21 protein-coding genes are annotated in these 24828 nt (G+C 47.8%); 7 read left to right on the forward strand and 14 right to left on the reverse strand.

The annotated features are described in order from the left end of the window. Positions 1–2: 2 nt before the first annotated feature. The 7 genes from QUB30_RS25020 to QUB30_RS25050 form a co-directional block, all read right to left on the reverse strand. Positions 3–467: a GNAT family N-acetyltransferase gene (locus tag QUB30_RS25020; protein WP_333339005.1), complete on the reverse strand. Its 465-nt coding sequence runs from the start codon at positions 465–467 to the stop codon at positions 3–5. Between the two features lie 18 nt (positions 468–485). Further along, positions 486–1319, reverse strand: coding sequence for a class I SAM-dependent methyltransferase (locus tag QUB30_RS25025; protein ID WP_333339008.1), 834 nt, complete (start codon positions 1317–1319; stop codon positions 486–488). Next, complete coding sequence (locus tag QUB30_RS25030) at positions 1316–2137, reverse strand: alpha/beta hydrolase (RefSeq protein WP_333339011.1); 822 nt, start codon at positions 2135–2137, stop codon at positions 1316–1318. Before QUB30_RS25030 ends, QUB30_RS25025 begins: the two co-directional genes overlap by 4 nt. A 32-nt stretch (positions 2138–2169) precedes the next feature. Beyond that, positions 2170–3369: an FAD-dependent monooxygenase gene (locus QUB30_RS25035; protein WP_333339014.1), complete on the reverse strand. Its 1200-nt coding sequence runs from the start codon at positions 3367–3369 to the stop codon at positions 2170–2172. 79 nt (positions 3370–3448) lie between these two features. Beyond that, entirely contained in the window at positions 3449–3865 is a 417-nt protein-coding gene (locus QUB30_RS25040; RefSeq protein WP_333339017.1) for a VOC family protein, read from the reverse strand. A gap of 64 nt (positions 3866–3929) precedes the next feature. Then, positions 3930–4454 (reverse strand): GrpB family protein, encoded by a 525-nt coding sequence (locus QUB30_RS25045; RefSeq protein ID WP_333339019.1) that lies wholly within the window; start codon positions 4452–4454, stop codon positions 3930–3932. 83 nt (positions 4455–4537) lie between these two features. Further along, positions 4538–5086 carry a GNAT family N-acetyltransferase gene (locus QUB30_RS25050; RefSeq protein WP_333339021.1) on the reverse strand — a complete coding sequence of 183 codons (549 nt, stop codon included), beginning with the start codon at positions 5084–5086 and terminating at the stop codon, positions 4538–4540. A gap of 203 nt (positions 5087–5289) precedes the next feature. On the opposite strand from QUB30_RS25050, the gene cax reads away from it, so the two are divergent. Together cax and QUB30_RS25060 are read left to right on the forward strand one after the other, a co-directional pair. Next, positions 5290–6411 (forward strand): calcium/proton exchanger, encoded by a 1122-nt coding sequence (gene cax, locus QUB30_RS25055; protein ID WP_333339022.1) that lies wholly within the window; start codon positions 5290–5292, stop codon positions 6409–6411. 773 nt (positions 6412–7184) lie between these two features. Beyond that, positions 7185–9254 (forward strand): serine/threonine-protein kinase, encoded by a 2070-nt coding sequence (locus tag QUB30_RS25060; RefSeq protein ID WP_333339025.1) that lies wholly within the window; start codon positions 7185–7187, stop codon positions 9252–9254. A 112-nt stretch (positions 9255–9366) separates the two neighbouring features. Here QUB30_RS25060 and QUB30_RS25065 read toward each other — a convergent pair whose 3' ends face one another. The 4 genes from QUB30_RS25065 to QUB30_RS25080 all read right to left on the reverse strand — a co-directional run bounded on the left by QUB30_RS25065 (position 9367) and on the right by QUB30_RS25080 (position 14551). Next, positions 9367–9918, reverse strand: coding sequence for a GUN4 domain-containing protein (locus QUB30_RS25065; protein WP_333339028.1), 552 nt, complete (start codon positions 9916–9918; stop codon positions 9367–9369). 45 nt (positions 9919–9963) lie between these two features. Further along, a complete protein-coding gene (locus tag QUB30_RS25070) occupies positions 9964–11664 on the reverse strand; it encodes a calcium-binding protein (RefSeq protein ID WP_333339030.1) in 1701 nt (566 codons plus the stop codon). Positions 11665–11803: 139 nt separating this feature from the next. Then, positions 11804–13504: a calcium-binding protein gene (locus QUB30_RS25075; RefSeq protein ID WP_333339032.1), complete on the reverse strand. Its 1701-nt coding sequence runs from the start codon at positions 13502–13504 to the stop codon at positions 11804–11806. Positions 13505–13912: 408 nt separating this feature from the next. Beyond that, on the reverse strand, positions 13913–14551 hold the full coding sequence (locus tag QUB30_RS25080) for a transaldolase family protein (protein WP_333339035.1): 639 nt from the start codon (positions 14549–14551) through the stop codon (positions 13913–13915). Between the two features lie 279 nt (positions 14552–14830). On the opposite strand from QUB30_RS25080, the gene QUB30_RS25085 reads away from it, so the two are divergent. Beyond that, a complete protein-coding gene (locus QUB30_RS25085; RefSeq protein WP_333339038.1) occupies positions 14831–15061 on the forward strand; it encodes a hypothetical protein in 231 nt (76 codons plus the stop codon). 112 nt (positions 15062–15173) lie between these two features. On the opposite strand, the gene QUB30_RS25090 is transcribed toward QUB30_RS25085, so the two are convergent. Beyond that, positions 15174–15560, reverse strand: coding sequence for an ElyC/SanA/YdcF family protein (locus QUB30_RS25090; RefSeq protein ID WP_333339041.1), 387 nt, complete (start codon positions 15558–15560; stop codon positions 15174–15176). 122 nt (positions 15561–15682) lie between these two features. On the opposite strand from QUB30_RS25090, the gene QUB30_RS25095 reads away from it, so the two are divergent. Next, positions 15683–16354 (forward strand): aminotransferase class IV, encoded by a 672-nt coding sequence (locus QUB30_RS25095; protein ID WP_333339044.1) that lies wholly within the window; start codon positions 15683–15685, stop codon positions 16352–16354. A 116-nt stretch (positions 16355–16470) separates the two neighbouring features. Continuing rightward, positions 16471–17919 carry an anthranilate synthase component I gene (locus QUB30_RS25100; protein WP_333339046.1) on the forward strand — a complete coding sequence of 483 codons (1449 nt, stop codon included), beginning with the start codon at positions 16471–16473 and terminating at the stop codon, positions 17917–17919. Between the two features lie 345 nt (positions 17920–18264). On the opposite strand, the gene QUB30_RS25105 is transcribed toward QUB30_RS25100, so the two are convergent. After that, a complete protein-coding gene (locus QUB30_RS25105) occupies positions 18265–19425 on the reverse strand; it encodes a quinone-dependent dihydroorotate dehydrogenase (RefSeq protein ID WP_333339049.1) in 1161 nt (386 codons plus the stop codon). Between the two features lie 231 nt (positions 19426–19656). Between QUB30_RS25105 and QUB30_RS25110 the strand changes: the two genes are divergently transcribed. Beyond that, complete coding sequence (locus QUB30_RS25110) at positions 19657–22575, forward strand: GAF domain-containing protein (RefSeq protein ID WP_333339052.1); 2919 nt, start codon at positions 19657–19659, stop codon at positions 22573–22575. A gap of 443 nt (positions 22576–23018) precedes the next feature. Here the strand turns inward: QUB30_RS25110 and QUB30_RS25115 are convergent, their stop codons facing one another. Beyond that, the gene (locus QUB30_RS25115) at positions 23019–23477 is read right to left on the reverse strand and encodes an ABA4-like family protein (protein ID WP_333339055.1); all 459 of its coding nucleotides are present in this window, start codon (positions 23475–23477) and stop codon (positions 23019–23021) included. Positions 23478–23744: 267 nt separating this feature from the next. On the opposite strand from QUB30_RS25115, the gene QUB30_RS25120 reads away from it, so the two are divergent. After that, positions 23745–24758, forward strand: a complete 1014-nt coding sequence (locus QUB30_RS25120; RefSeq protein WP_333339058.1) for a leucine-rich repeat domain-containing protein — start codon at positions 23745–23747, stop codon at positions 24756–24758. Positions 24759–24828: the final 70 nt, after the last annotated feature.

A 24828-nucleotide genomic window follows, 5' to 3' on the forward strand; every position in this document is an offset into this window, starting at 1 on the left:
AGTCACGCGCAGTCTATCTCGCTCAATTGTAAATGATGCGTCGTATGCTGCCAATTGCGCTGAGTCTTGAATCCCAATTTTTGATAAAACCTGTCGGCTGCTGGCGTATCTGTTCGCAACGTCAATAACTGATAATGCTGACTGGCTTCGTAAATCAGCCGATCGACCAATAAACGCCCCACCCCCTTTCCCCGCCAAACTGACTCAACATACAAATGCCACAATCGTCCAACTTTTGGATCGTTGAAATAAGGATCTCGATTCAAGCCGCAAATTCCGATCGCTCTTTCCTGCGATGACGCTATAAATAAAGCTTCACCAACCTTGTCGAAGCAGTTATAACCATTACGATAATCTCGAACCAGTCTTTCAACAAACTGAAAACCTTGGGACAGACTTTCGTCAATTAAATGGATAATTAATCCCTCATCAAACTCGGAAATTTTAGCGATATGAATATGCTGCATACTTTGAAAAAAGATTTGTTAAGTAAGGAGTGCATCGACTTGACCAGATTTATGGGCTCTGACAAAGAACATTGTGATATCGTTCCAATAACCTGCTGCGGTTGAAGCTTCATTTATTTCTGTAAAATATTCTAGCTTGCACTGCTGCCACTGTTCATCTGACCATTTCACATTTTGAAGCCCGAATGCACTCTTGGCATTGCCAGTCCACGCAGCTTCCGCATCTTGCAAGTAGAAGCCCAATTGCTCAGTCGTGATTTCGATGTCTTCAAACCCGATATTGTCAAGCATTTGGCAACACCTCTGTCGCGTTCCCAGTAACTCATTGGGATTCGGGATAGCAATACCGTATCTTTGTACTACTTTCCGAAACAAGACAGACGCGGTAGGGGAGGTTTCTGCCAGACAGGAAAATGCAAGTAACCCTCTTGGTTTCAGAGCATTGTGCCATCGACGCAGCGAGGTCGGAATATCTGTGAAGTAGACGATCGCCGACGAACACAAAATAACATCAAATTGGCTTTCCTGGAACTCTTGCTCGTCTGCATCCACTTTCTCAAACCTGATATTCGTCAGTCCCGAAACAGCGACTTTATGCTCGGCTTGCAGCAGCATTCCCGAAGCAAAGTCAGTTCCCAAAACACGACCTGTGGAACCAACAGCAAAAGCCGCAGCAATCGCCGCTAAACCTGTTCCAGTAGCGACATCTAAAACTTGCTGACCTGGTTGTATTTTTGCCAACTCTACTAATCGGTTTGCAGCCCGTATATGAAGCTCAGTCTCGTAGGTTTGACGGTTGTTAAAGTCATTAAGAATTTGCTGTTTGTAGCTACTTAGCGAGGAGTCATTCATATCGATTCTTTTCCCAAACAAATATCAAGTTCCCTAGCAAAGGCCTCTGGCGCATCCAGCATCAGCCAGTGTCCAGTATCGGGAATCGTACTTGTCGTCAGTGTGGGACGGAGGATGTGGAGGCTGAACGGAAAAGTGTTTGAGGGAGCAATAATGGCGTGGGCCCGTGTTCCAGGGGCTGCTAGGTAGCGATCGAGAGCATCAACAGCTTCAAAGGCAAACATCCCGCGATACATTCCACACAGACAATCCCGTGGAGTCGCCGCCAACCAAGCGAGTATCCGATCGCGCGTATGGGCCCTGCTTCCTGTCAGCGCCTCGTTAAAGCTGGTTTCCACAGCAGCCCGCCAATCCTCCGTCTCCAGAACCCTCTGGTAGGGGACGATCCGTGCCTCGTGCACCTCTGCAGACACCTTGGTAAAGTCTCCAGGTGGGTCTGCCAGGATCAACTGCGCGATGCGGTGCGGTGCGGCGGCTGCTGTGGCGAGGGCAATACAAGCACCGAAACTGTGTCCGACGATCGCCACTCGATCGAGTCCCAGCCCATCTAGTACCGCCAAAACATCCGCTGCACAGGAGGCGGGCGCATAGTTGCCGTCCTCCGGCGGTGCGGAATCACCGTGTCCCCGCATATCAAGGGCGATCGCGCGTCGGGTACGGGCGACACGGGCAAGCTGCGCCTCCCAAATGCTCGCGGAAACTGTCATACCGTGCACGAACACCACCGGCAGCGCCTCGGATTCCCCAGCGGTGACAGGGGGGCTGGCTTCGATGATGTGAATAGTGCCGATCGGTCCTTTGATATTTGTCGATCGCATACAATTTTCTCCTAATTGTGAATTTCCTCTTTTCACACAACCAATTTTACCTCTGTTACTCCTTGGCGCAATTCATACTGTCCTTTTACCCAAAATTGTTTAATTTTTTCACCCAAAAACGGAGCAATTTGCATCATTAATAAACGCAATAATCCATTTTTTCGCAGTTGTTCGCCTTTCCACGCTTCTTGTGCTTGAAGTTGTTGGGCGCGAATAATTTCTGGTTCGCGTTCTGCCTGAATCCGCGATAATGCTAAGTCAATATCCTCGCAATTAGCCCCTGCTTTCAATAAAGGTACAAGGTGATTGCCGGCAACAATTACATCGCGTAACGCCATGTTAATTCCTTGAGCGCGAACCGGAGACATGGGATGTGCAGCATCCCCCAAAAGTATGATTCCTGGCTGATGCCAGCGCGGACAGCGACCAACCACAACAGATAATCGCATCGGAGATTCGATCGTATCGGCACAGTTGCGGAAATGTTCTGCCATCCACGCAGGCGATCGCGATGCGAAAGTTTCTGCCCAGTCTGTGTGTTTCCAATCGGTTTTGTCATCTGGAGATAGCACCCAAGCCAGATGAAGTTTTCCTGATTCTGCCCCATGAAAGACACTAAATCCGCTACCGCCATTCAGGATGGAATAAAATACATTATCCGCCACAAACCGAGGATGAGCAGCAAGTTTAAACCACAGAACATCTATACTATTCTGCTGTTTTACTAACTCTAATTCTGCACGCTGTCGTACAACCGAGTTTCTACCATCTGTACCAATCACAAGTGCAGCAGGAATCTCTCGCCCATCTCCTAGCTTTACACCCGCAATGCGATCGTTGCTGTACAGTAAATCTTTTACGGGAACACCTGAGATAAATTCAAACTCTGGATGCAACTTAGCTTCTGAAATTAGTGTTTCTAGCAAAGGCGGTTGCGATACCAGCGTACAAGGTCGATTTGACCCCATTGGCTCATCAACTCGAAATAGTTGCCGATCGCCCACAACGAACTCCCAGGCATCAATTTGTCGGTGTGGGACACCTTCTAGCATAGTGGATAAGCCCATTTGTGCGATCGCATCCAATCCGCTGGGCATTAACGCTTCACCGCGAAACACTCGGTAGGAATCTTTTGCCGCCTCAACCAAGGTTACAGCAATACCTCGTTTCACCAGCAGCAAGGCAAGTGCCGCACCAGTTGGCCCCGATCCCACAATTACAACTTGCCTCATTGCCCTTCCCCATTGCTTTTTAATGTATTTCCCCGCTTAATTTCCATCCTAAGAGATAAAGCACTGCCGCAGCTCTTCATCAAATAGCTTTCTCCACTGTAAATCCGATTTCTTGCCCGTATGATAGTTCCAGCGTGTGACCGTCCGGGTCTCGCAAAAAAGCCCAGTAGCCGATCGGATATCCAGAATCTTTTGCTTCTTCAAGCAGTACGCCTTCTTGACGTGCTTTGTCGCAGAGTTCGTCCATATATTCGCGACTTTTGCAACCTACTCCGAGGTGTGCAAAAGGAGACAGAACGGGATGTACGGAGTCTGTTTGAATTAGCACAATTACAAAAGGGCGAGTGCGATCGGAAAGCCAGACCACAGCAACACCTGCTTTGGCATCAATGCGGCGGTGAACGACCTGCATTCCAGCATACTTGGAGTAGAATTCGATAGTGCGATCGACATCTGAAACGGGCAGTGCGATGTGTGTGAGACCGATATCACTCATATGTTATGTTGCTCCCGTCATATTAGGCTTAACATCAAGAATTGCCACTTCCAATATCATAATTTTAATGAGATGCTCGCCACTTGGCAGCTTTCAGATCCATTGCTTTAATGAACCCATCTTTTTCGTCCATGTACCCCTGAATATTATCAGGGTATTTGTTTGCGAGTTCTCGTTTGAGTTCGCTGTATTGCTGCGCGTCCTCAGGATGGGAAATCATATAATCTCGAAACGCTAAATGGCGATCTATCTGCGCTGAGTTCACTTCAAACCCGTGAAGGTGGTGTGTTCTAATCCCTGCTTCATTACCCTTGCGAAAAAAACGACGACCGGATATCCCAAACTCACCCATTGCTTGATAACCTAATGCCTCAATTTCTGAACTATGTGTATCGAGTTTTATAATATCTTTAACCTCAACTAACATATCGATTATCGGCTTTGCATGAATTTGTGGAATCGCTGTGCTACCAATGTGATGTATAGCAACCACATTTTCCCTAAGTGCAAGTGCAATCAGTTTCGACTCAGTTTCAAAGGCGCTGCGCCAATTGGGATCGTGCGGGACGACTTCTACTTTTATTGACATGGCTGATAATTATTGGCTTTTTTTGTCATCTCATTGATTTACGATCGCATTTAACCGAAACTGATTTTATGATGCCTCCTATTTTACGGGCTGCGCCCAAAGCTCTTAAACATACGGACAACGGGGAGGAACTGACTGTTTGGGAGAGAAATTTCAAACCGCTCAATCACCTGATAGTCAAATTTTGTGTAAAATGGCTCTCCCGCCAGCGTCGCAATCATCTCAACTTCCTTAAATCCAGCACGCTCAGCAGCCAGTTCACATACTCGCATAATCTGACTTCCAATTCCTCGACGTGCCCATGCTGGATGAATAAAGAATGCACGAATCTTTGCCGAGTCGCTGTCTGGGTTGAGGAGGCTGTCTTCTGGATTATTTTTGCCTGAATCACCTCCATAAAGCGTTTTACGCTTACTCCAACCACCGCAACCAACAATTTGGTGATTGTTCTCAGCAACAAAGTATGTTTGGTCTTGAATCAGTTGACTGTCAACCCCAAAAACTGTGCCCAGTGCGCCTTCAATCTGCTCTGAAGTGTAGTACCCTGCTTGCAAAGCTCTAGCAGAATCAGGAATTAAAGTTGTCAGCTTAGGAATGTCTTCTAAGGAAGCTAATCGAATACAAAAATCCATTGAACCGATCGGCTAAACAAATCGCTCTCTTAGTTTGTCACATCCGTGAAAGCGGCAATGCAGCGATCGCCCGTTAGCGGCGAAGCCCTCGAAGAGGATCGCCCACCCCCAGCTTTAAGCCCACATCCAAATATCGAACCCTCCCCCTTTGTTAAACATTGTGGCAGGCTATGATTGACGGTTGGCAGCTTTTGAGAATCTAAATGCTAAACACAAATACAATAATTTCCAGTCTGCTGTTATTTATCCCGGTTTCCATCGCCGGACACTTTCTCGGCTGGGAATCCTCCACAATCTTCATCACCTCGGCTTTAGCCATCATCCCTCTAGCCGCCTGGATGGGGACGGCCACCGAAGAAATCGCCGTCGTCCTCGGTGCCAATTTGGGGGGTTTGCTGAACGCTACCTTCGGAAATGCTACGGAACTGATTATCGGCATCGTCGCCCTCAACGCTGGACTAATAGATGTTGTCAAGGCCAGCCTCACCGGTTCCATTATGAGCAACCTGCTGTTGGTGATGGGATTTGCGATGCTGCTGGGCGGCTTGCGCTACAAAGAACAAGAATTTCAGCCGACAGTCGCCCGGTTGAATGCTTCAGCGATGAACTTAGCCGTGATTGCCATTTTGGTGCCGACGGCAGTTAATGCCACCTCTATTGGCATCCCTCCCGCAACTATGCAGAACCTCTCTAGCGCTGTTGCTGTAGTCCTGATTGTCGTCTACGTGCTGACGCTGCTGTTTTCGATGAAAACCCACAGTTATCTGTACGATGCAGGGGTGGCAGAAATAGAAATGCTTGAAGAATTAGCCGAAAGTAACTTAGCACCAGACAGTCCTGACCACAAAGTCAATCTGCCGCTGTGGATTGGGGTGCTGTTGGCCTGTACCCTGATGGTAGCTGTCGAGTCGGAACTGTTGGTGGGTACTCTCGAAGAAGCGACGGCGCGTTTGGGGCTGACATCACTGTTTACCGGGGTAATTTTAGTGCCGATTATTGGCAATGCGGCCGAACACACGACGGCGGTGACGGTGGCGATGAAAAATAAAATGGATTTGTCGGTTTCTGTGGCAATGGGTTCGAGTTTGCAAATTGCTTTGTTTGTTGCCCCGGTATTGGTTTTGGCAGGTTTTGTCTTGGGCAAACCGATGGACTTGAACTTCAACCCGTTTGAACTTGTAGCGGTTGCGGTGTCGGTGCTGATCGCCAATTCTATCAGTTCTGACGGCAACTCTAACTGGCTAGAAGGTACTTTGCTGTTGGCAGCTTATACGGTTTTGGGGCTGGCTTTCTACTTCCATCCGGTAATTGAGGGACTTGTTTAACAGGCTTTCTTCTGCAGAAGGAAGTTCGGCAACGAAACAGTTTACGAGATTTAACCGATTTAAGGGATGGATGTTGAGGGAAGAAGGCAGAAGGCAGATTTTTTCAACTTTGCCACACTCCCAGATTCCCACACTCCCCGTCCCCCACACTCCCGCTCTTCCTCTGTTGCTTCGAGAGTTTTCGTTGCGATCGTACAATTGAAATCTGGCAGCTCTCATTTATTAGTTCTGATTTTTTTGTCAACCATCTGCTGTCATGAGGGGTTTTTGACCTCGATCGATCGGCTGGGACAAACAACAGAACCTTGAGCCTCAACCCGATCGTTAGATGCGATCGCCCCAGGTTATAGAAACAGACGGGATGGGGAAAACCAGGGAGACTTTAGTCCGCTTGACTTGAGCTAGAGTGGAAGATTTCAATCAAGAGTGCTCATGAGTCTTGTACTAGGTGTGCTACGATCGTCATAAGTTGAAAAGTGAGTATAACTAGACAACATAAAAACTCGTACTCTTATTTTTTTTGAGTACGCAGTCACACCTAACCGTGTTGCCGTCTAGGAAAACTCCTATTTGAATCAACACCTAACTATCTCAAGAGGACTAATCAAGTACGGTAGGGCATACCGGAATTCACGCTTGAGGAGAAGACACCTCTACTTTGGCTCGAGTAATCCTGTCAAGGTAAGTGACTTCGCTGAACCAAGAATCTCAGTCACCAAGAGTGCTGAGAGTGTCAAAGTAAAACTTGATAGAGCAACCTCAGTCAGGGTTATGTGGCTTCTGTGAGTTATTGCCTCAATCCCAAATGCCCGAATCCCTCCGATCCAGCCAACTCTGGCAAATCCGCGTGTATCCACTGCGGGTCTGAACTTTTGTTGCAAGGTAGATATCGGCTAGTCGCGCCTCTCGGAGGCGGTGGCTTTGGCAGAACCTTTGAAGTGGACGACAACGGCTCCCGAAAAGTGCTCAAAGTCCTGCTCAAAGAACATCCCAAAGCTGTAGAACTTTTTAAGCAAGAAGCCGACGTATTGGTCAGGCTGAGACACCCAGGTATTCCAAAAGTCGATCGCGACGGTTATTTTATATTTTCGCCAGCTCACACCACAGAGTCTTTTCACTGTCTGGTGATGGAGAAAATTGCTGGTGCCAATTTGCAAGACTGGCTCAAACATCGGGGCCGCCCAATCAGTCAAGAACAAGCTCTCAACTGGCTCAAACAACTGTCGGAAATTTTAGACCAAGTTCACCGACTCAACTATTTTCATCGGGATATCAAGCCGCACAATATTATGTGCAAGCCGAACGGGCAGTTAGTGCTGATAGACTTCGGGACTGCTAGGGAAGTGTCGGGGACTTATTTCGCGAAGGTGGGCCAGGGCCAAAATGTGACTGGTATTGTTTCCCCCGGCTACACGCCGCCGGAACAAACTAATGGGAAGGCTGTTCCGCAGTCGGATTTTTTTGCTTTGGGGCGCACTTTTGTTTATTTGCTGACTGGGAAGCCGCCGACTGCGTTTCCAGAGAACCCGCGCACGGGAAGATTAATGTGGCGCAAAGGAGCTCCTCAGGTTTCCGACCCGTTGGCTAATGTGATCGATTACCTGATGGCACCTTTTCCGGGAAATCGACCTCAAAGTCCGCAGATGGTTTTGCAGTGCTTGGAGGAAATTAATCTCGACGGTGCAGAAACTCAGTTGCCGACTCAGTTGCCGACGACGGGGCAAACTAAAATTCGCGGAACTTCCGGGGGGGCTGGGGCGACGAAGCAGAGTTCCATGAACCGCCTCAGACCTCTCAATTCGACATTGAACAAGACCGGGAAAGAGGTTTTTGATTGGAAAAAGAAGTTGCTGGCGGGCACTGCGGTTTTGATGCTGGGTATTGGCGGGTCTCAAATTTACGGTTCGCTGCGTTACGGGGTGTTTCCGGCAAACCCGGTGTGGCTGCTTTCTAGTTTGCCTAGCAGTCAGTTTTTGCAAAAAAGTTTGGATAATGTCGGGAGTGTAAATGCGATCGCCCTGTCGCCTGACGGTCAAACTTTGGTGAGCGCAAGCTCTGGGACGATTAGAATTTGGAATGTGAAGACGGGAGGTCTGGTGCGGACTCTCAAGTCGGTGCATTCTCAAAAATCGGTCAAGACGGTGGCGGTGAGCCCGGACGGCTCGATTTTGGCCAGCGGGGGCGACGACAATAATGTGATTTTGTGGGATTTGAAGACGGGACGACGGGTGCGGACGATTCCCGCTCACAAAGCCGGCGTCAACGCTATCGCTTTTAGCCGGGACGGTAAAACTCTCGCTAGCGGCAGCGATGACAAAACTGTTCGCTTGTGGAATCCCAGAACCGGCAGCAGGTTGCGGACTTTGAGCGGCCACGCCGGAGGAGTAAACGCGATCGCTTTGAGCGGGGACGGTAAAACTCTCGCTAGCGGCAGCGATGACAAAACTGTGCGTTTGTGGAATCTCGACACCGGACAAGTCAGAAGAATTATCACAGGTCACGGGGGCGCGGTTAATGCTGTAGCTTTTAGTCCGAACGGGCGAATTGTGGCAAGTGCTAGCAGCGACAATACGATCCGTTTGTCGAACGTGCAAGACGGGAAACGCACCCACACTTTTAAAGGGCATTCGGGTCGGGTGAGAACGATCGCCTTTAGCGCGGACAGCCGCAGTTTGATCAGCGGGGGCGGAGATATTATAGTTTGGGATTTGAAGACGGGAAAAGAAAGAAGCACTCTTTCTGGTCACACTCAGTTTGTAAATTCTGTTGCTATTGCCAGAGATAGCAAGACTTTTGTCAGCGGCAGTCCCGATCGTACTATTAAGATTTGGCGAATGCCATAGTCCTACTATTTTAGATTTTAGATTTTAGATTTTAGATTGAAGAGTCGAGGCGATCGATAAATCCCATCCCGACTCCGAGGTGGAAGTCTGGGCATTGCCCGCCCTACAACTGTTACTTGCCGCAATTGGCAAAAGTAGAAAACAGGTTAAATTCTGTAACTCTCCACGCTTGCCATGTCTGCGCGCCAGCAAAAAGACTGTACCTAGTTATGCTTTTATCGCTGTCAACATAACTTTGCCAACTTAATGAAGCAACAGTTGGATACTGGGCTGGAAACTCCCCTGGTATAGGACTTACTTGCGAGCTCATGTTCCATCCTACTTGCTTGCTAAAATCTTGAATTTGACCTTCGCAAGTGCGACAGTTAGAACCGCCGACTTTCTGCCAAATCTCTAACTGTGGAGTCAATCCATATTTGCCATTGCTCGATTGCATCCACAGCCGATCGATCGCGCGGAGGTTCGGACAAGACAGATTGGCGGGGTTGTTGCGGATCAGAGAGACTGTTTCTTGATCTGCTTCGTACCATTTTTTGGCTTCTAATAACGATTGAAGTTTGCTAAATTCGCTGTTGCTTTCTTGTGAATTAGCGGTAAATGCTGGTTGCAAAACTGCCACAAATGTGCATATTAATGCGAGTGATTTTTGGCGAAGTTTAATCATGTTCCCTGAGTAAAAGTGGTTTAACAAGTAATCAGTTTACCATCTCTAGACCGAGACAAAATCTTCAGAGCCGATCAGGTTCGGAGCAACGCCTGTCAAAGAAGCTAAAACTTCACCGCTGCTGGCTACTCTAATTAATGTGCCGTCCGTTCCAGGGGAAATTGATAGCTGTCCGAAAGTCAGGCCGTTGATTAATTGAAAGTTATCTTGAGAGTTGGTGAAATCTGAGATGGTATCAATTCCCAATCCCGCACCTAAAACAAATACGTCGTTGCCCGCGCCACCGACAAGATTATCGTTTCCCAAACCGCCGTTGAGGGTGTCAAAACCTTTTCCCCCAGACAGGTTATCGCTGCCGTCGCCACCATTGATGATATCGTTGCCCCGCAAACCAGTCAGCACGTCATCGCCTGCCAAACCGTTGATGGTGTCGTTGCCAGGAGTGCCAGTCAGGTTGTCGTTGCCGGGAGTGCCGTTGATGACGTTTGGAGGGTTATTGATGCCGCCTGAAGTGTTGCCGGTGTCAGAAACGAAGATGTCGGTGGTGTTGTTGGTATCTCCCGGCACGAGGTTGGTGGCACTAGAATCAAACGCCACAAACCGCCCGTTGGTCGAGATCGAGGTAGAGAAGGAGATGTCGTTCCCCTGATTGCCTGCTGAGTCAACTGAGACGCGGGTGGTTGTGTTGGCGCGCGTGTCGCGCACGAAGATGTCGCGACTACCGTTAGTGTCACCAGGCACGAGGTTGGTGGCAGCAGAATTAAACGCTACAAACCGCCCGTCGTCGGAAATGGAGGCAATCGCGAAGGAATTGTTGTTCGCCTGATTACCTGCTGAGTTAACAGAGACGCGGGTGGTGGTATTGGTTGACAAGTCCCGCACAAAGATGTCGGTGTTATTGTTAGTGTCTCCCGGTACTAGGTTGGCTGCTATAGACGAAAACGCCACAAACCGCCCGTCTGCCGAGATGGAGGGGAACCCGGACAACCCGTTCCCCTGATTGCCTGCTGAGTCAACAGAGGCGCGGGTGATGGTATTGGTTAATAAGTCGCGCACGAAGATGTCGGTGCTACTGTTAGTGTCTCCCGGCACGAGGTTGGTGGCATCAGACGAAAACGCCACAAACCGCCCATCGGCTGAGATGGAGGTAGAGATGGAATTGTTGTTCCCCTGATTGCCTGCTGAATCTACAGAGACGCGGGTGGTGGTACTGGCGAGCGTGTCGCGCACGAAGATGTCGTCCCTAATGTTGGTATCCCCCGGCACGAGGTTGGATGCTGTCGATACAAACGCCACAAACCGCCCGTCTGCCGAGATGGAGGGCTTGCTCAAGGGGGGGTTGGAGATACCATTCCCCTGATTGCCTGCTGAGTCAACAGAGACGCGGGTGGTGGTGTTGGAGCGCGTGTCGCGCACGAAAATATCTCGGCTGCCATTAGTGTCTCCCGGTACTAGGTTGGCTGCATCAGATGCAAACACCACAAACCGCCCGTCGCCGGAGATGGAGGGGACGTAGGATTCGCCGTTCCCCGGATTGCCTGCTGCATCCACAGAGACGCGCGTGGTGGTGTTCGTTAATAAGTCGCGCACGAAGATGTCGAGGCTAGCGTTACTGTCTCCCGGCACGAGATTGGGGGCACGAGATGCAAACGCCACAAACCGCCCGTCGGCGGAGATGGAGGGATCGCCGGAGCCATTGTTCGCCTGATTTCCTGCTGAGTCTACAGAGACGCGAGTAATAGTCATAAGTCCTCACCCTAAAATTGCAAATTTGGTAAATAGACGAGCGATTGATGGATTGTTGGCGAAGTTCGATCGCGCTCTTTGAGTAAAAGTGAGAGCTTCGGCGAAAGAACACAGCAGGCAAGTGAGAATCTACAGATATTTAAACAGAGAGGAAATCTTGAGGACCGATGAGGTTGGGAGCAACGCCTGTCAAAGAAGCTAAAACTTCACCGCTGCTGGCTACTCTAATTAATGTGCCGTTAGTTCCAGCAGAAATTGATAGCTGTCCGAAAGTCAAGCCATTGATTAATTGAAAGGTATCTTGAGAGTTGGTGAAATCAGAGATGGTATCAATTCCCAATCCCGCACCTAAAACAAATACATCATTGCCCGCGCCACCGACAAGAATATCGTTTCCCAAGCCGCCGTTGAGGGTGTCAAAACCTTTGCCGCCAGACAGGTTGTCGCTGCCGCCGCCGCCCACAATGATATCGTTGCCTTGTCTGCCGGTGAGTGCGTCATCGCCTTCCAAACCGCTGATATTATCGCTGCCGTTCGTGCCTATCAGGTTGTCGTTGCCGGGAGTGCCGTTGATGTTGTTACTAGGAGTATTGATGACGCCTGGAGTGCTGCCGGTGTCAGAAACGAAGATGTCGCGACTAGCGTTAGTATCTCCCGGCACTAGGTCGGGGGCATCAGACGAAAATGCTACAAACCGCCCGTCGGCGGAGATGGAGGGGAGGGTGGAATAACCGTTCCCCTGATTGTCTGTCCCTGAAACAGAGAGGCGGATGGTGGTGTTGGTTGACAAGTCGCGCACGAAGATGTCGCGGCTAGCGTTAGTGTCCCCGGGCACGAGGTTGGATGCGTCAGATTCAAACGCTACAAACCGCCCGTCGGCGGAGATGGAGGCGTCGGAGGAGTAGTCGTTCCCCTGATTGCCTGCCCCTGAAACAGAGACGCGGGTGGTGGTATTGGTTGACAAGTCGCGCACGAAGATGTCGCGGCTAGCGTTAGTGTCCCCCGGCACGAGGTTGGACGCCAAAGATGAAAACGCGACAAACCGCCCGTCGGCTGAGATGGAGGGGTTGGAAGACTCGCCGAGCCCCTGATTGCCTGCTGAATCTACAGAGACGCGGGTGGTGGTATTGGCGAGCGTGTCGCGCACGAAGATGTCGCGGCTAGCGTTAGTATCCCCCGGCACGAGGTTGCGGACAAAAGATGAAAATGCCACAAACCGCCCGTCGGCTGAGATGGAGGCGTCGGAAGACTCGCCGAGCCCCTGATTGCCTGCTGAATCTACAGAGACGCGGGTGGTGGTGTTGGTTGACAAGTCGCGCACGAAGATGTCGTCGGTACTGTTAGTGTCCCCCGGCACGAGGTTGGAGGCATCAGATGAAAACGCGACAAACCGCCCGTCGGCTGAGATGGATGGAAAAAAGGAGCCAATGGAGGAGCCGTCGTTCCCCTGATTGCCTGCTGACTCTACAGAGACGCGGGTGGTGGTATTGGCGAGCGTGTCGCGCACGAAGATGTCGCTGCGATTGTTAGTGTCCCCCGGCACGAGGTTGGACGCCAAAGAGGAAAACGCGACAAACCGCCCGTCGGCTGAGATGGAGGCGACGCCGAAAAAATTGTTGTTCGCCTGATTGCCTGCTGAATCTACAGAGACGCGGGTGGTGGAATTGGCGAGCGTGTCGCGCACGAAGATGTCGTCGGTACTGTTAGTGTCCCCCGGCACGAGGTTGGACGCCAAAGAGGAAAACGCGACAAACCGCCCGTCGGCTGAGATGGAGGGACGGAAGGAGAAGCCGATCGCCTGATTGCCTGCTGAGTCAACTGAGACGCGAGTAATGGTCATAAACCCTGACATTTAAGAGTACAAGTTTGGAGATGCCGTGCGGTTGATTGACATCATTCAATAAGCAGCTCTCAAAGTCAATTCATAAAATTCATAACCTTGAGTTTATAAAAGTCATATTTATCAACAAATGTTACCCACAGTAGACAAAATAGCCAAACTCATATACACTCAGCGAGCGAATGATACTTGCTCCCGAATTAATGAAGTTTTCTCTATCAATACTTCGGACAGTTTTTCTATGGCTGAATTACTTATCCTCGCTTGACTTTGAGCCAGTGTGGATAATTAAATCAAAGTCATGTCCACCCCTGACTTGCATTTAATTCGACTTTTTCACAATCCTTAGCCTGTAAAGCTTGTAGTATCGTTCCAAAAACTGTCCGGAGTATTGCTCTATTGCAACATTTAATAACTAATTCCCCGCCCGTTTTTGGCAAATTCATCAACAGTTTGCTGCGAAAATTCGTGAACGGCGATCGCCTGCAACAGGTCAAAAGGCAATGTCAAATGATGTGCTCCAGCTAATAAAGTCTTCACCGCTTCTTCCGGCGATTTAATGCTAGCTGCCAAAATTTCAGTATTAGTTTTCTGCAAGACATTTGCCATATCTTGCACTAAGGCAAAACCGTCTCCCAACAATCTGGTGGCGCGATTCACATAGGCGATCGCATATTTTGCCCCAGCTTCCGCCGACACTGCAGCCTGTGCGGCGCTGTATATCGCCGTCACCGCGCAAGAAATTTCCGGTGACAAATGCGCTACTGCTTGAAAACCAGCCGACGTTGCCGGAACTTTCAACACTGTTTGCTGTCCAATTAATTCAAAAGCCGCTTTTCCTTCTGCTACCATGCCATCAAAATCAGATGCAGTTAGCTGATAATATACTTCCCCAGGAATAAGTTTTGCCAGTTGTTTGAGCGTCACATCTGGAGATAAATCGCTTTTGGCCAGGAGGGTTGGATTAGTAGTAATACCCGAAAGCCAGCCGAACTTGCTCGCCTCTTTGGCTTCTGCTACTATTGCAGTATCGAGATAAATTCCCATCAAATCTACACCTTTATTTTCTTAGTTTATTCTGAGTTTTCCGATGCTTACTTTCAACTTAAGGTCACTGAGCGTGAAATTGATTGTTAGGCCTTAACTGTAGCAGATCAATCAAAATATTGCTAGTAAGTAACAATAACAATTAAGTGATGGGTATCACGTCACTTGCTGATGGCGATCGTCAGGTAGGAAAACTTCGATAGCCAAATGCCGGAAACAAACAGTTTATATTTGTAGTATGAGTTATGTATGCAATAACTCAAGGAGGTGACTCATAAAATGATAGAAAAAGAAAATCAGCCGTCAAAAGTCAGCCTTGAGATATCTTCTTGTGACAAAGCGGAGTTGGAAACACTAGCAGCAGCCACTCAAGACTTGTCGGAAAATGATAATTCTCAAACAGAGTTTCAAGCATTTGAAAATAACGGTGAAGATGGTTTGAAGGCTCTAGGACGCTTGATGATGGTGAGTCTAACTTGGTCGCTGGCAGGACTTTCTAAACGCAAGTAAATTTTTTGGTTATTGGTTATTGGTTATTGGTTATTGGTTATTGGTTATTGGTAATAAAGATTGGTTATTCTGCCAGAGTGCCATGAATCTTTAAGTTTTAACATCCAATTCCTCATCCCTCGCCTGTGCTTTTTATAGTACAGGCTTTCCAATTTCCATTGAGGGTGAGATCGTTAGCTGCTATGCCTTGTGCTTCTGCGTATTCCTGCATTGCTTTCACCTCGCTGTAGTCTTTGCTGCTGTTGTCTCCCGTTATCAAAAGTTGGCTAACTCGCTCGGCTTTGTAGAGCTCGATCGCAGCTTGGACTCGATCGGCTAACATTGCCGTTGGAGTGCCGTCTTCCCAAACTCCCGCACCGAAAACAATGGCAATTGGTTCGGCGGGAACCTTGGCTAAATCGGTGCGCAGGTAGTTGCTTGTAACTAGCCTGACGTAGTAATTGAGGGCTGGGGTGTGAGCACTAAGGCTAATATTAACAGCCAGATGGCAAGGTGCCATTGAAATATAAATGATTTAGGCAACATAAATTTAAGTTAACTTCCTATATAATTACACAAACAGACCGCTTCGCGGGTCTAAAAATTGTCTTGTTACCTAATTTACATTATATTGACAAAAATATGATTCAACAACAGCCAAACTTTGAATTGCTGGAATCATTATTATGGGAACCCAAAAACGGCTATTTTTTGCTAGACAGACATCTTAAAAGATTAGAGATATCGGCAGATTATTTTAATTTCCTCCTATCGCTAACAGAAGCAAGCAAAGCTTTACAAGCATTAAGTATGACTTGCGGGCGAGTCAAACAAAAAATACGGTTAACAATATCTTGTGAGGGAGACATAACATTACAAGCTCAGACACTAGATAGCGGTATCTTAAAAGTCGGTGCATCTGTGGGAATTGCCCGCAAACCGATCGATTCTCAAAACCCATTTCTTTACCACAAGACAACTTACCGATTGCCTTATACAATGGCTTTGGAGTCGCAGCCCGAATATCAGGATGTCTTTCTGTGGAATCAAGATGGAGTTATCACCGAATCCACGATCGCCAATATCGTGATCGATACACCCGCAGGTCTCATCACACCTCCGGTCAAGTGCGGTTTATTACCGGGGACGTTTCGTTCTCAACTTTTAGAGGAGGGAAAAATCAGAGAACAATTAATTACCTTAGAGGATTTGCACAGTAGCCAAACTCTATTTCTCATTAACTCCGTTAGGGGCTGGATACGCCTCCAAAAAGCGGCAAACCGAGATGTTTGGAAAGTTGTAAGCAATGGCTAACATAACGCTTTCAATCGATTTTAGTAGGTGCTATCTGTGCAAGTTACTACTACAAATAGTGCCAAAATAGACTTGTTGCGTAAGTCCTGAAAGTGTTAACCATAGTGCAATTTATTATGAAACCAATACAACCTTGGCATTGGCGAAAGCTTCCGCTAAATCAGCGCAGCGGCTCTGAGATTTTTCAAATTTTATTTCTCGGTAAAACTGCCGACAGTGCAAGCTCAATATCTGGTTTCCCCCGCGATATGGCCGTTCTACTAGAAAGTCCAGTTACATCTTCTACTAACTTGGCACGATATTCTATTTGTGCAGGTTCTCCCCGGATAATTGACGGTCAATCTCAGCTATGGACACCGCCAGTAGGTGAAATATTACCTTTTTTGCGCGCTCTTTTGGACTCTCAACAGCAAAATTCAGCAGTGAATGTACCGCCGGAGATTCCTTTTAGTGGGGGTTGGTTGGGATGGCTAGGTTATGATTTAGCATGGGAAATCGAACACCTGCCCCAACTCAATACCGATCCGCTTCCTTTCCCGGTTAGCTGTTGGTACGAACCAGAATCTTTTGCGGTTTTAGACTGTCAAACGCAAATTCTCTGGTTGGCTGCGAGTCAACCTTCTCACCTCGATGTTATGCAGGATAAATTAGAGCAAACCGAGCGAGAAATAATCGAGCATAATTTACCGGAAAATTATCAACAAAATTCCGCTACTCCTATTTTCCAATTCTCTCAGAGTGAGTATAAAGAAATAGTGCGAAAAGCTCAGAAGTATATTCATGCGGGCGATATTTTTCAGGCTAATTTATCTTTGCGGTTTGAAGCCCGTACAGATTGCAGTAGTTGGTCAATTTACCGCGCTTTGCAACGGATCAATCCTTCGCCTTTTGCAAGTTATTGGCAAACTCCGTGGGGGGCGATAGTTAGTTGTTCGCCGGAAAGACTCGTTCAATTATTAGGAAAAAAAGTGGATACTAGACCGATCGCGGGAACGCGACCGCGAGGTTTAACCTACATTAAAGATGAGCAGTTAGCACAGGAATTAATAGAGAATATCAAAGAAAGAGCCGAACATATTATGTTAGTTGACTTAGAGCGCAACGATATCGGGAGGGTTTGTGAATGGGGTTCGGTAAAAGTTAACGAATTTCTGACCATTGAACGCTACAGTCACGTGATGCACCTCGTCAGTAATGTTATCGGTACATTAAGAGGAGATTGCGACGCGATCGACTTAATTCGAGGGGTATTTCCGGGGGGTACGATTACAGGTTGTCCGAAAGTGCGCTGTCTGGAAATCATCGAAGAATTGGAACCCGTGAAGCGCAATTTATTCTACGGTTCCTGCGGTTATTTGGACTGGCGCGGCAACCTGGATTTAAATATTTTGATTCGCACCCTTTTATATGCACCAAAAAGTGACGGTACGACGGGGGGAGTTGTTTGGGGACAAGTGGGTGCGGGGATTGTTGCTGATAGCGATCCAGAAAGGGAATGGCAGGAGTCGCTGCATAAAGCTCAAGCTCAAGTTAATGCTTTGAAATTAGCGGAAATATTTGATTAGATTCGTGTTAGATAAATCTAATTATTAAGAGTGTTGAAGATTTTGAGCGCCGATTTACTTTTGATGTAAGAGTGATTGAAATCGCTCGAAAACAAAAGATTTCTTGTAGTATTAATGTTAGGGAACTGTTGGTATAGTGTTGCCTGATAGTTTTTTTAGCGATCGCACTGTGAGTCATATCAATTCCGGCAGTCAGGCCGGAATGATATCAAATCCGCGCTTAATCGTCGGGCGTAAAGTCGAATCAAGCTGCCAACAAATAATTCGCGCAATTTTCATTTTTTTGACCCCTCCTTCTACAGTCAACAGGCAACAGTCAACCGTCAACTGTCAACAGTTCTATGTCTATTGATTGTCCGAACCTACTGCCTCATAAATAGAACTAAATCCGCGTTCTTCTAACTTTTGCAACAAACCTTGGAGAATCCGACGCACCATCCAAGGTCCTTCGTAAACCCAACCAGTGTAAACTTGAATTAAACTCGCACCGGCGGCTATTTTTTCCCAAGCATCTTCGGCGGTGAAAATGCCACCAACTCCAATTATGGGTAATTCGCCTTTTGTATATTTCCAGATAAATCGGATTACTTCTGTCGATCGCTCTCGCACTGGAAGCCCGCTAATTCCCCCGGCTTCTTCGGCGATTGGTTTGCCTGTTTCTCGCAATATTTGTGTTTTCAATCCGTCGCGGCGGATGGTGGTATTTGTGGCGATAATTCCTGCTAGTTGGTAGGTTTTTGCTAAGTCGAGGATAGATACGATCGCCTCCGACTCCAAATCCGGCGCAATCTTGACTAAAATTGGCTTGATTCCCTGATTTTCCTGTTGCAAAATTTCCAAAATTGTGCTGAGCCCAGCAGCATCTTGGAGCGATCGCAACCCAGGCGTATTCGGAGACGAAACGTTGACTACAAAATAGTCGCCCCAATCTTTGAGCAGCTTAAAACTCTCCAAATAGTCCGCTGCTGCCTGCTCTAACGGTGTTACCTTAGATTTACCGAGATTGATGCCCAAGGGGAACCGAGACTGAGGCATGGGGCGCGAGGCATCGAATTTTGACTGTTTCTGTGCTGCCTGAAACCGGGCTGCCATTGCCGCGGCTCCTTGATTGTTAAATCCCATGCGGTTGAGGGCTGCACAGTCGTCCGTCAAGCGAAACAAGCGAGGTTGGGGGTTTCCCGGCTGCGGTTGACAAGTGACAGTGCCGAGTTCGGCAAAGCCAAAGCCAAAATTTGCCCAAATCTCAGCAGCTACGCCGTTTTTATCAAATCCCGCGGCCAAGCCGACAGGATTTTTAAAGCTCAGTCCCCACAAATATTGTTCGAGGCGAGAATCTTGCACTCCCAAAGATTTCTGCAATCGGGAGAGCATTTGGCTGGTTGCGGGGTTTGACTGAGTTCGGGCTGCGAGTTCGAGGACTTGAAGAGTGCGGTTGTGCAGCCACTCGGCATCGGTTTTCAATACGGAAAACAACAGCGGCCGTACACCTGATTGATAAATATCCAATGACTTGTACTGGGGCAGTTTACAAATGAGAAATCAGAAGGGAAATAAAAGTATTCACGAGCCGACAGCAAAGACGAGGTTGTTACTTCAACTTCGATCGACTTTATGCAATGTTTGAGATTAAAGGATAAGTGAGACGATTATATTATAAGTTGATTGTTTTCCATTTTAATTTTTTAAATTTTTAAGTTGGTAATTTTAAATTGAACAAAAGTGCGGGGAAGCTTGGAAATGGGGCAGCAGCAAAGACCGAAGGATTTAGACGAACAAATCGCGGCCCTGGAGCGGGTTCTCCAGACTCTGCGAGAAGAGGAGAATGTTGAAGTGCTGCTTTCGACCACACTGGGTTACTTGCAAGCGGAATTTGACTGGCGGTTGATTTGGATCGGGTTGTACGATCGACAGGCCCACAGATTGTTCGGGAAAGGTGGCATGACTCCTAACGGCGACCTGTCTTTTCTCAAACAGCGGTTTGCCCTCAGTCCGGGGGATTTGCTGGAACAAGTGGTGATTCAACTCCGGCCGGTGGGAGTCCCGGATTTGCGATCGGAAAGTAGAGCCGGAGAATGGCGCAAAGCAGCTCAAACTTTCAATATTCAAGGCACGACTCTGTTTCCGCTCCGCTACAAAGACCGCTGCTACGGCGTGATTTTGCTCGGGACTGACCTGTGGGGAGCGTCGCCAAAATCGGGGGAAAAAACGCAGTTGGCGATCGTATTTGGAGCGCTGGCAACTGCTCTTTACCAAATAGAAAAAGACTGGCAGCGACAACAAGTCAAACACCCAGACGAGTCTCTTTTAGCGCTGATTTCGCAGTTGGGGGAACTGCGATCGCTCGACCAATACTTGCAAGCTGTTGTCGAACAAGCTCATGAATTTATCGAGCCGACGCGCACCAATATTTATTGGTTCGAGCGAGAGCGGCGCTATTTTTGGCGGCGAGTCAGCAACCGCCAAGTTGCTCAGGGTTTGGGCGGGCCCGAGCGACCGGCTTCGGGCATCACCGTCCAAGACTTGGGCGAATTTTATCAGGCTTTGGGCAGGGAAGAAATGGTTTGGATCGGTGAATCTCAAAGTTCTCTGAAAACTGAGCTGACGGGGCGGTTAATGCAGCAAATCCGCGCTCGCTCTCTGTTGGCTGCGCCGATTGTTTCGGAAGGGGAATTGTTGGGATTTTTGGCAGTCGAAGCCAGCGAACCCCGGATTTGGCAAGACAATGAAAAGCATTACCTGCGGGGAGTGGCGCAGTTAGTGGCTCTGACGGCTCCGGTGTCGGAGATGGAGGAGAAAATTCAGCAAATTGAGATCGATCGAGATTTAACTGCCGGAATAGCTCGCGCCATCTACAGCGATGCTGACTGGGAGGCGACTTTGAAAAATACCGCCGAGCAGTTGTGCGGGCGGCTCAAATGCGAATACTTTTTGCTGCTGCTGTACGGCGAAGAAGAAAATCGCTTTGAGATTGTCTGCCAAAATTTCCCCCGCAACCGCAGGCCAGTGCCGTCGCCGCTCAACGCCCTAGATGTGGCTGACGTGGGGCTGTTGCAAGAAAGCGCACCTGTGGCTATTGAAAATTGGGAAGAAGACGGGCGGTTGGGCCCTTGGCGGGAAGTGCTGGCGGAGGCGGGGGTGCGATCGCTTTTGGCATCGACCACTCGGAGGAAAAAGGAAGAGGGAGAAAACCCCAATCTAAAATCGAAAATCGCCAATCGAAAATCGATCGAGGGTTTACTGGTTGTCGGGCACAGTGCAACTCGCACTTGGAGGCGATCTGAGCAAGAATTAGTTGGGCTAGTGAGCCAACAGCTAGGATTGATCCTGCACTCGTGGCAGCAGAGTGCGGAAATCGACAAATATCAGCAATTTGAGCGCTCGCTCAAATCGGGTTTGGCGGTTTTGCAGCATTCTCCTGAGGAGCAATCTGGGCAACCGATATCTGCAGCTTCACCGACGTTGTTCCCAGAGTTGCCGCTGCAAAAGCTCGATCGTAACTTTGCTCAACACCTTTCCCAGACAATTTCCTGTCCTTTAGTAGCCGTAATTACTTGGAATCCCGGTGAGGAGGAAGGTTCAATTGCGACGGCCCTAGCTGCCAATCCCGTATTTGCCCTCAATCCCGAGGCGGTGATTCCTGTCCAAACAGATGCTTTGATCCAACAAACCCTGGCAGAAGGGGGCGTGCTGCAACAGAGCACGAGCCAACTGCCACAGGCGACGAAGCGGTGGCTCCGCAGTCCGGGAATTGGCGAGATTCTGACAGTGGCGCTGCGGACGGCCCCAGAACACGCTCCGGCGGGCATTGTGGTGGCTGCAGACGCTCCGGGCCGCCAGTGGTCGGAGTTGTCGGTGAGTTTACTCAGCTCGATGGCATCTCAGTTGGCTTGGTGGCGCAGGTATTTGGCGGTGCAATCGGCCCAGGAGTCGCAGCGATTGGATCTGGAGCTGCTCAATTGGTACAAACAGCGCCGTTTTGAAGAGTTTTACCGCACTGTGGCAGCGGGGGTGAAGGAGTTGGGGGAGTTGAGTCAGTCGATTTTCCAGTCGGCGAAGGAACAAAAGGATGCTCTGAAAACTTTGCGCTACCAACAGGTTTTGCGGCAAATTGGCAATGCTTTGGGGTCAACTCATTTGCTGCTGAAACAGGAGCAGTGGCGGTTGCAATTCGTACAAGATGCGGTGCCTGTGAGCGCTTTGCTGAGGCGATCGATCGATCGAACGGCCTCCCTGGTCAAACAGTCGCAAGTCTTGCTGGAAGTCCACAGAGAAACTGCTGTGTCGATGCCTGCTGGCCAGACTTTGAGCGTTCGCGGGGACAGTATCAAGCTGGATTTGATCCTGTGCGAATTGCTGGCGGCTGCTTGCAGGCGCTCTGGAGTTGGTGACAAGATTGAGATTCGTTTTGAGTTGTTGGGGCAAGGTTTGCTAGAATTGTCTGTGATCGATAGCGGCGCGTGCGATCGACAGTTAATTGCTGCCTTCAACGGCGGTTTCCAACCCGATATATTAGCCGTTTCTGCAAATAGGTCGATCGTGCAAAATCTCTTAATTTGTCAGCGAGCAGTACGCTTAATGGGGGGAAACTTTTCTTTAGAAATGTTAGAAAACAATTTAATTGTGGCTCGTTTAGTGCTGCCCCTAGCCAATTCTTAAAATTCTGTACGGGCGAGTTCACCCTATCTGCAATTCACATACTAGGTACTTATAAACCAGCCCCAACCCAACTTCTAGCGGTAAAGTGCTTTAGGTGCACCCTACATAAGCTGTTGCGGCTTTTAAATTGTCTGTAAAAAAAATCAAAGTTTTGTGGGGTGGGCGTCCCGCCCGCCCTGAATATAAAATTTAAATGCGCGACAGCTTAATTACGTTCTGCGTCCAGAAATGGATGATTGATATCAATTCCGTTTGATTGGGACTTGTATTAGATCGAGTTCTGTTAGATAGTAAGATTAAATGAACCGCGAAGACGCAAAGAGCGCGAAGGAAGAACTGCACCTTCTTCTTTCTCTTCCTTCCCGACAAGAGCGCCTTCGCGGTTTAATCATTCCGATGCAACCGGATGCGATATAACATCCAAGGTATTAAAAACCCTCTGCCTAAACCGATGAAGTAACAGTTTCCGCCTCCTCAGAATTCGGGAAAAACCTTTGAGTAATCCAAGCAGTTACAATATGAGAAAGCAATCCCATGGGCCCAGCAAAAAAACATAAAGCCAAAGAATGAACCGTCCAAACTCCTGTCCGCTGTCCTTCCCAATAAATCCAGCGCCCGACAAACAAGTCCATCACTAAAAAATGTATCCATCCCGTAGCCGCAGCCGTTTCCTCCCCCAGAAACTTAGCAATATCTGCTAGCTTGGGATTGGACAAAGCTGCCGCATTTTCCGCAGTTAGACTGCTACCAAACAAATATATGTACAAAACGGCTAGCACGGCAAACGGAATAAAAGAATTCATCACTTTTCGGGTAATTCCCCAGTTGGGTAATAAAATCATAATTGCCCAGAAAGGCACAACGAACAGATTACCGGCATTAAAAATTAGTTCTGGTGTCATAGTTGGCTCTTGGCTCCTGCGAATGCAATTCAATTAAGGATGTTAAGATTACTTTACACAATTTTTGCTGAAATTTCTCAAAACCCGAAAAAAATCTCATTTACAAATGAAATAGAATTGCTATACTTATCGAAAATCGCAAATCTAGGACTTACACAAAAAGTCGTTTGAGGCGCTACAGCGGTAAGGTGCGCATTGCGCACCCTACATAATTAGGTTTCGCGCGACTCTAAAATCGCAAATCTAAAATCGCAAATCTAAAATCCCATGACAACAACTTATAATAACTTTTTAGATTGGTGTTTGCACAAAGAAACTCTCTCTTCCAGCGCCAAACATACGGTAGAAATACTGTTGCAAATATCAGACACTTCCGAGTGCGATCGAGCCAACGAACTGCTTTCTAATACAAAAGAACTTAACCTCAAAAATCTTCAAATTACCGATATCAGCCCCCTCTCATCTTTCACTCAACTTACTAATCTCATCCTCGGCAGTAATCAAATATCTGACATCGCCGCCCTGCAATATTTAACTAACCTGAAAACTCTGATTATAGATGTCAATCAAATATCAAATATCAGTCCGCTTTCATCTCTAATAAATCTGACAAGACTCGTTCTCGATACCAATCAAATCTCAGACATCAGTCCCCTGGCAGATATAACTAATCTTACCGCACTTGTCTTGTTTGACAACAAAATTTCCGACATCACTCCGGTGAAAAATTTAACTAACTTAAATGCACTGATTCTCTACAACAATCAAATTTCCGATCTCGCTCCTCTGGCCAATTTAACTGAACTCCAGACACTCTACCTTTACAATAATAAAATATCGGATATCACCCCGCTGGCTTCCTTAAAAAATCTCAATACGCTGTTTCTCTTCGGAAATGAAATATCTGACCTGACTCCGCTGGGTTCTCTAACTAACTTAAATAAATTGGTCTTATTCCAAAATAAAATATCAGATATTAGTCCTTTGACATCGCTCACTAATTTAATTGAACTCAACCTCGGTAACAATCAAATATCAGATATCAGTCCGCTGAAATCTTTAACTAATTTGACTGAACTTTATCTGTTCAACAATCCAATTTCCGATAGCAGCGCGCTGCAAGCTTTAAATAAGTTATTTTTGCTTGACTTGTACAACAATCAAATCTCAGATATCAGTTCCCTGCAATGTTTGCAAAATTTAACTACCTTGGACTTGCGCGGAAATCCCATTGTTAATAAAATTTGCCCTGTCAATCCTGAATCTATATGTCGGTTTTAATTCGTAAGGTCGAGGCAAGATGGCGGTTTATATAGTATAATGTTGAACGTAAATATCAGGAGAAAATAAT

Source organism: Microcoleus sp. BROC3 (assembly GCF_036702515.1).
In the GTDB taxonomy this organism is placed as follows: domain Bacteria; phylum Cyanobacteriota; class Cyanobacteriia; order Cyanobacteriales; family Microcoleaceae; genus Microcoleus.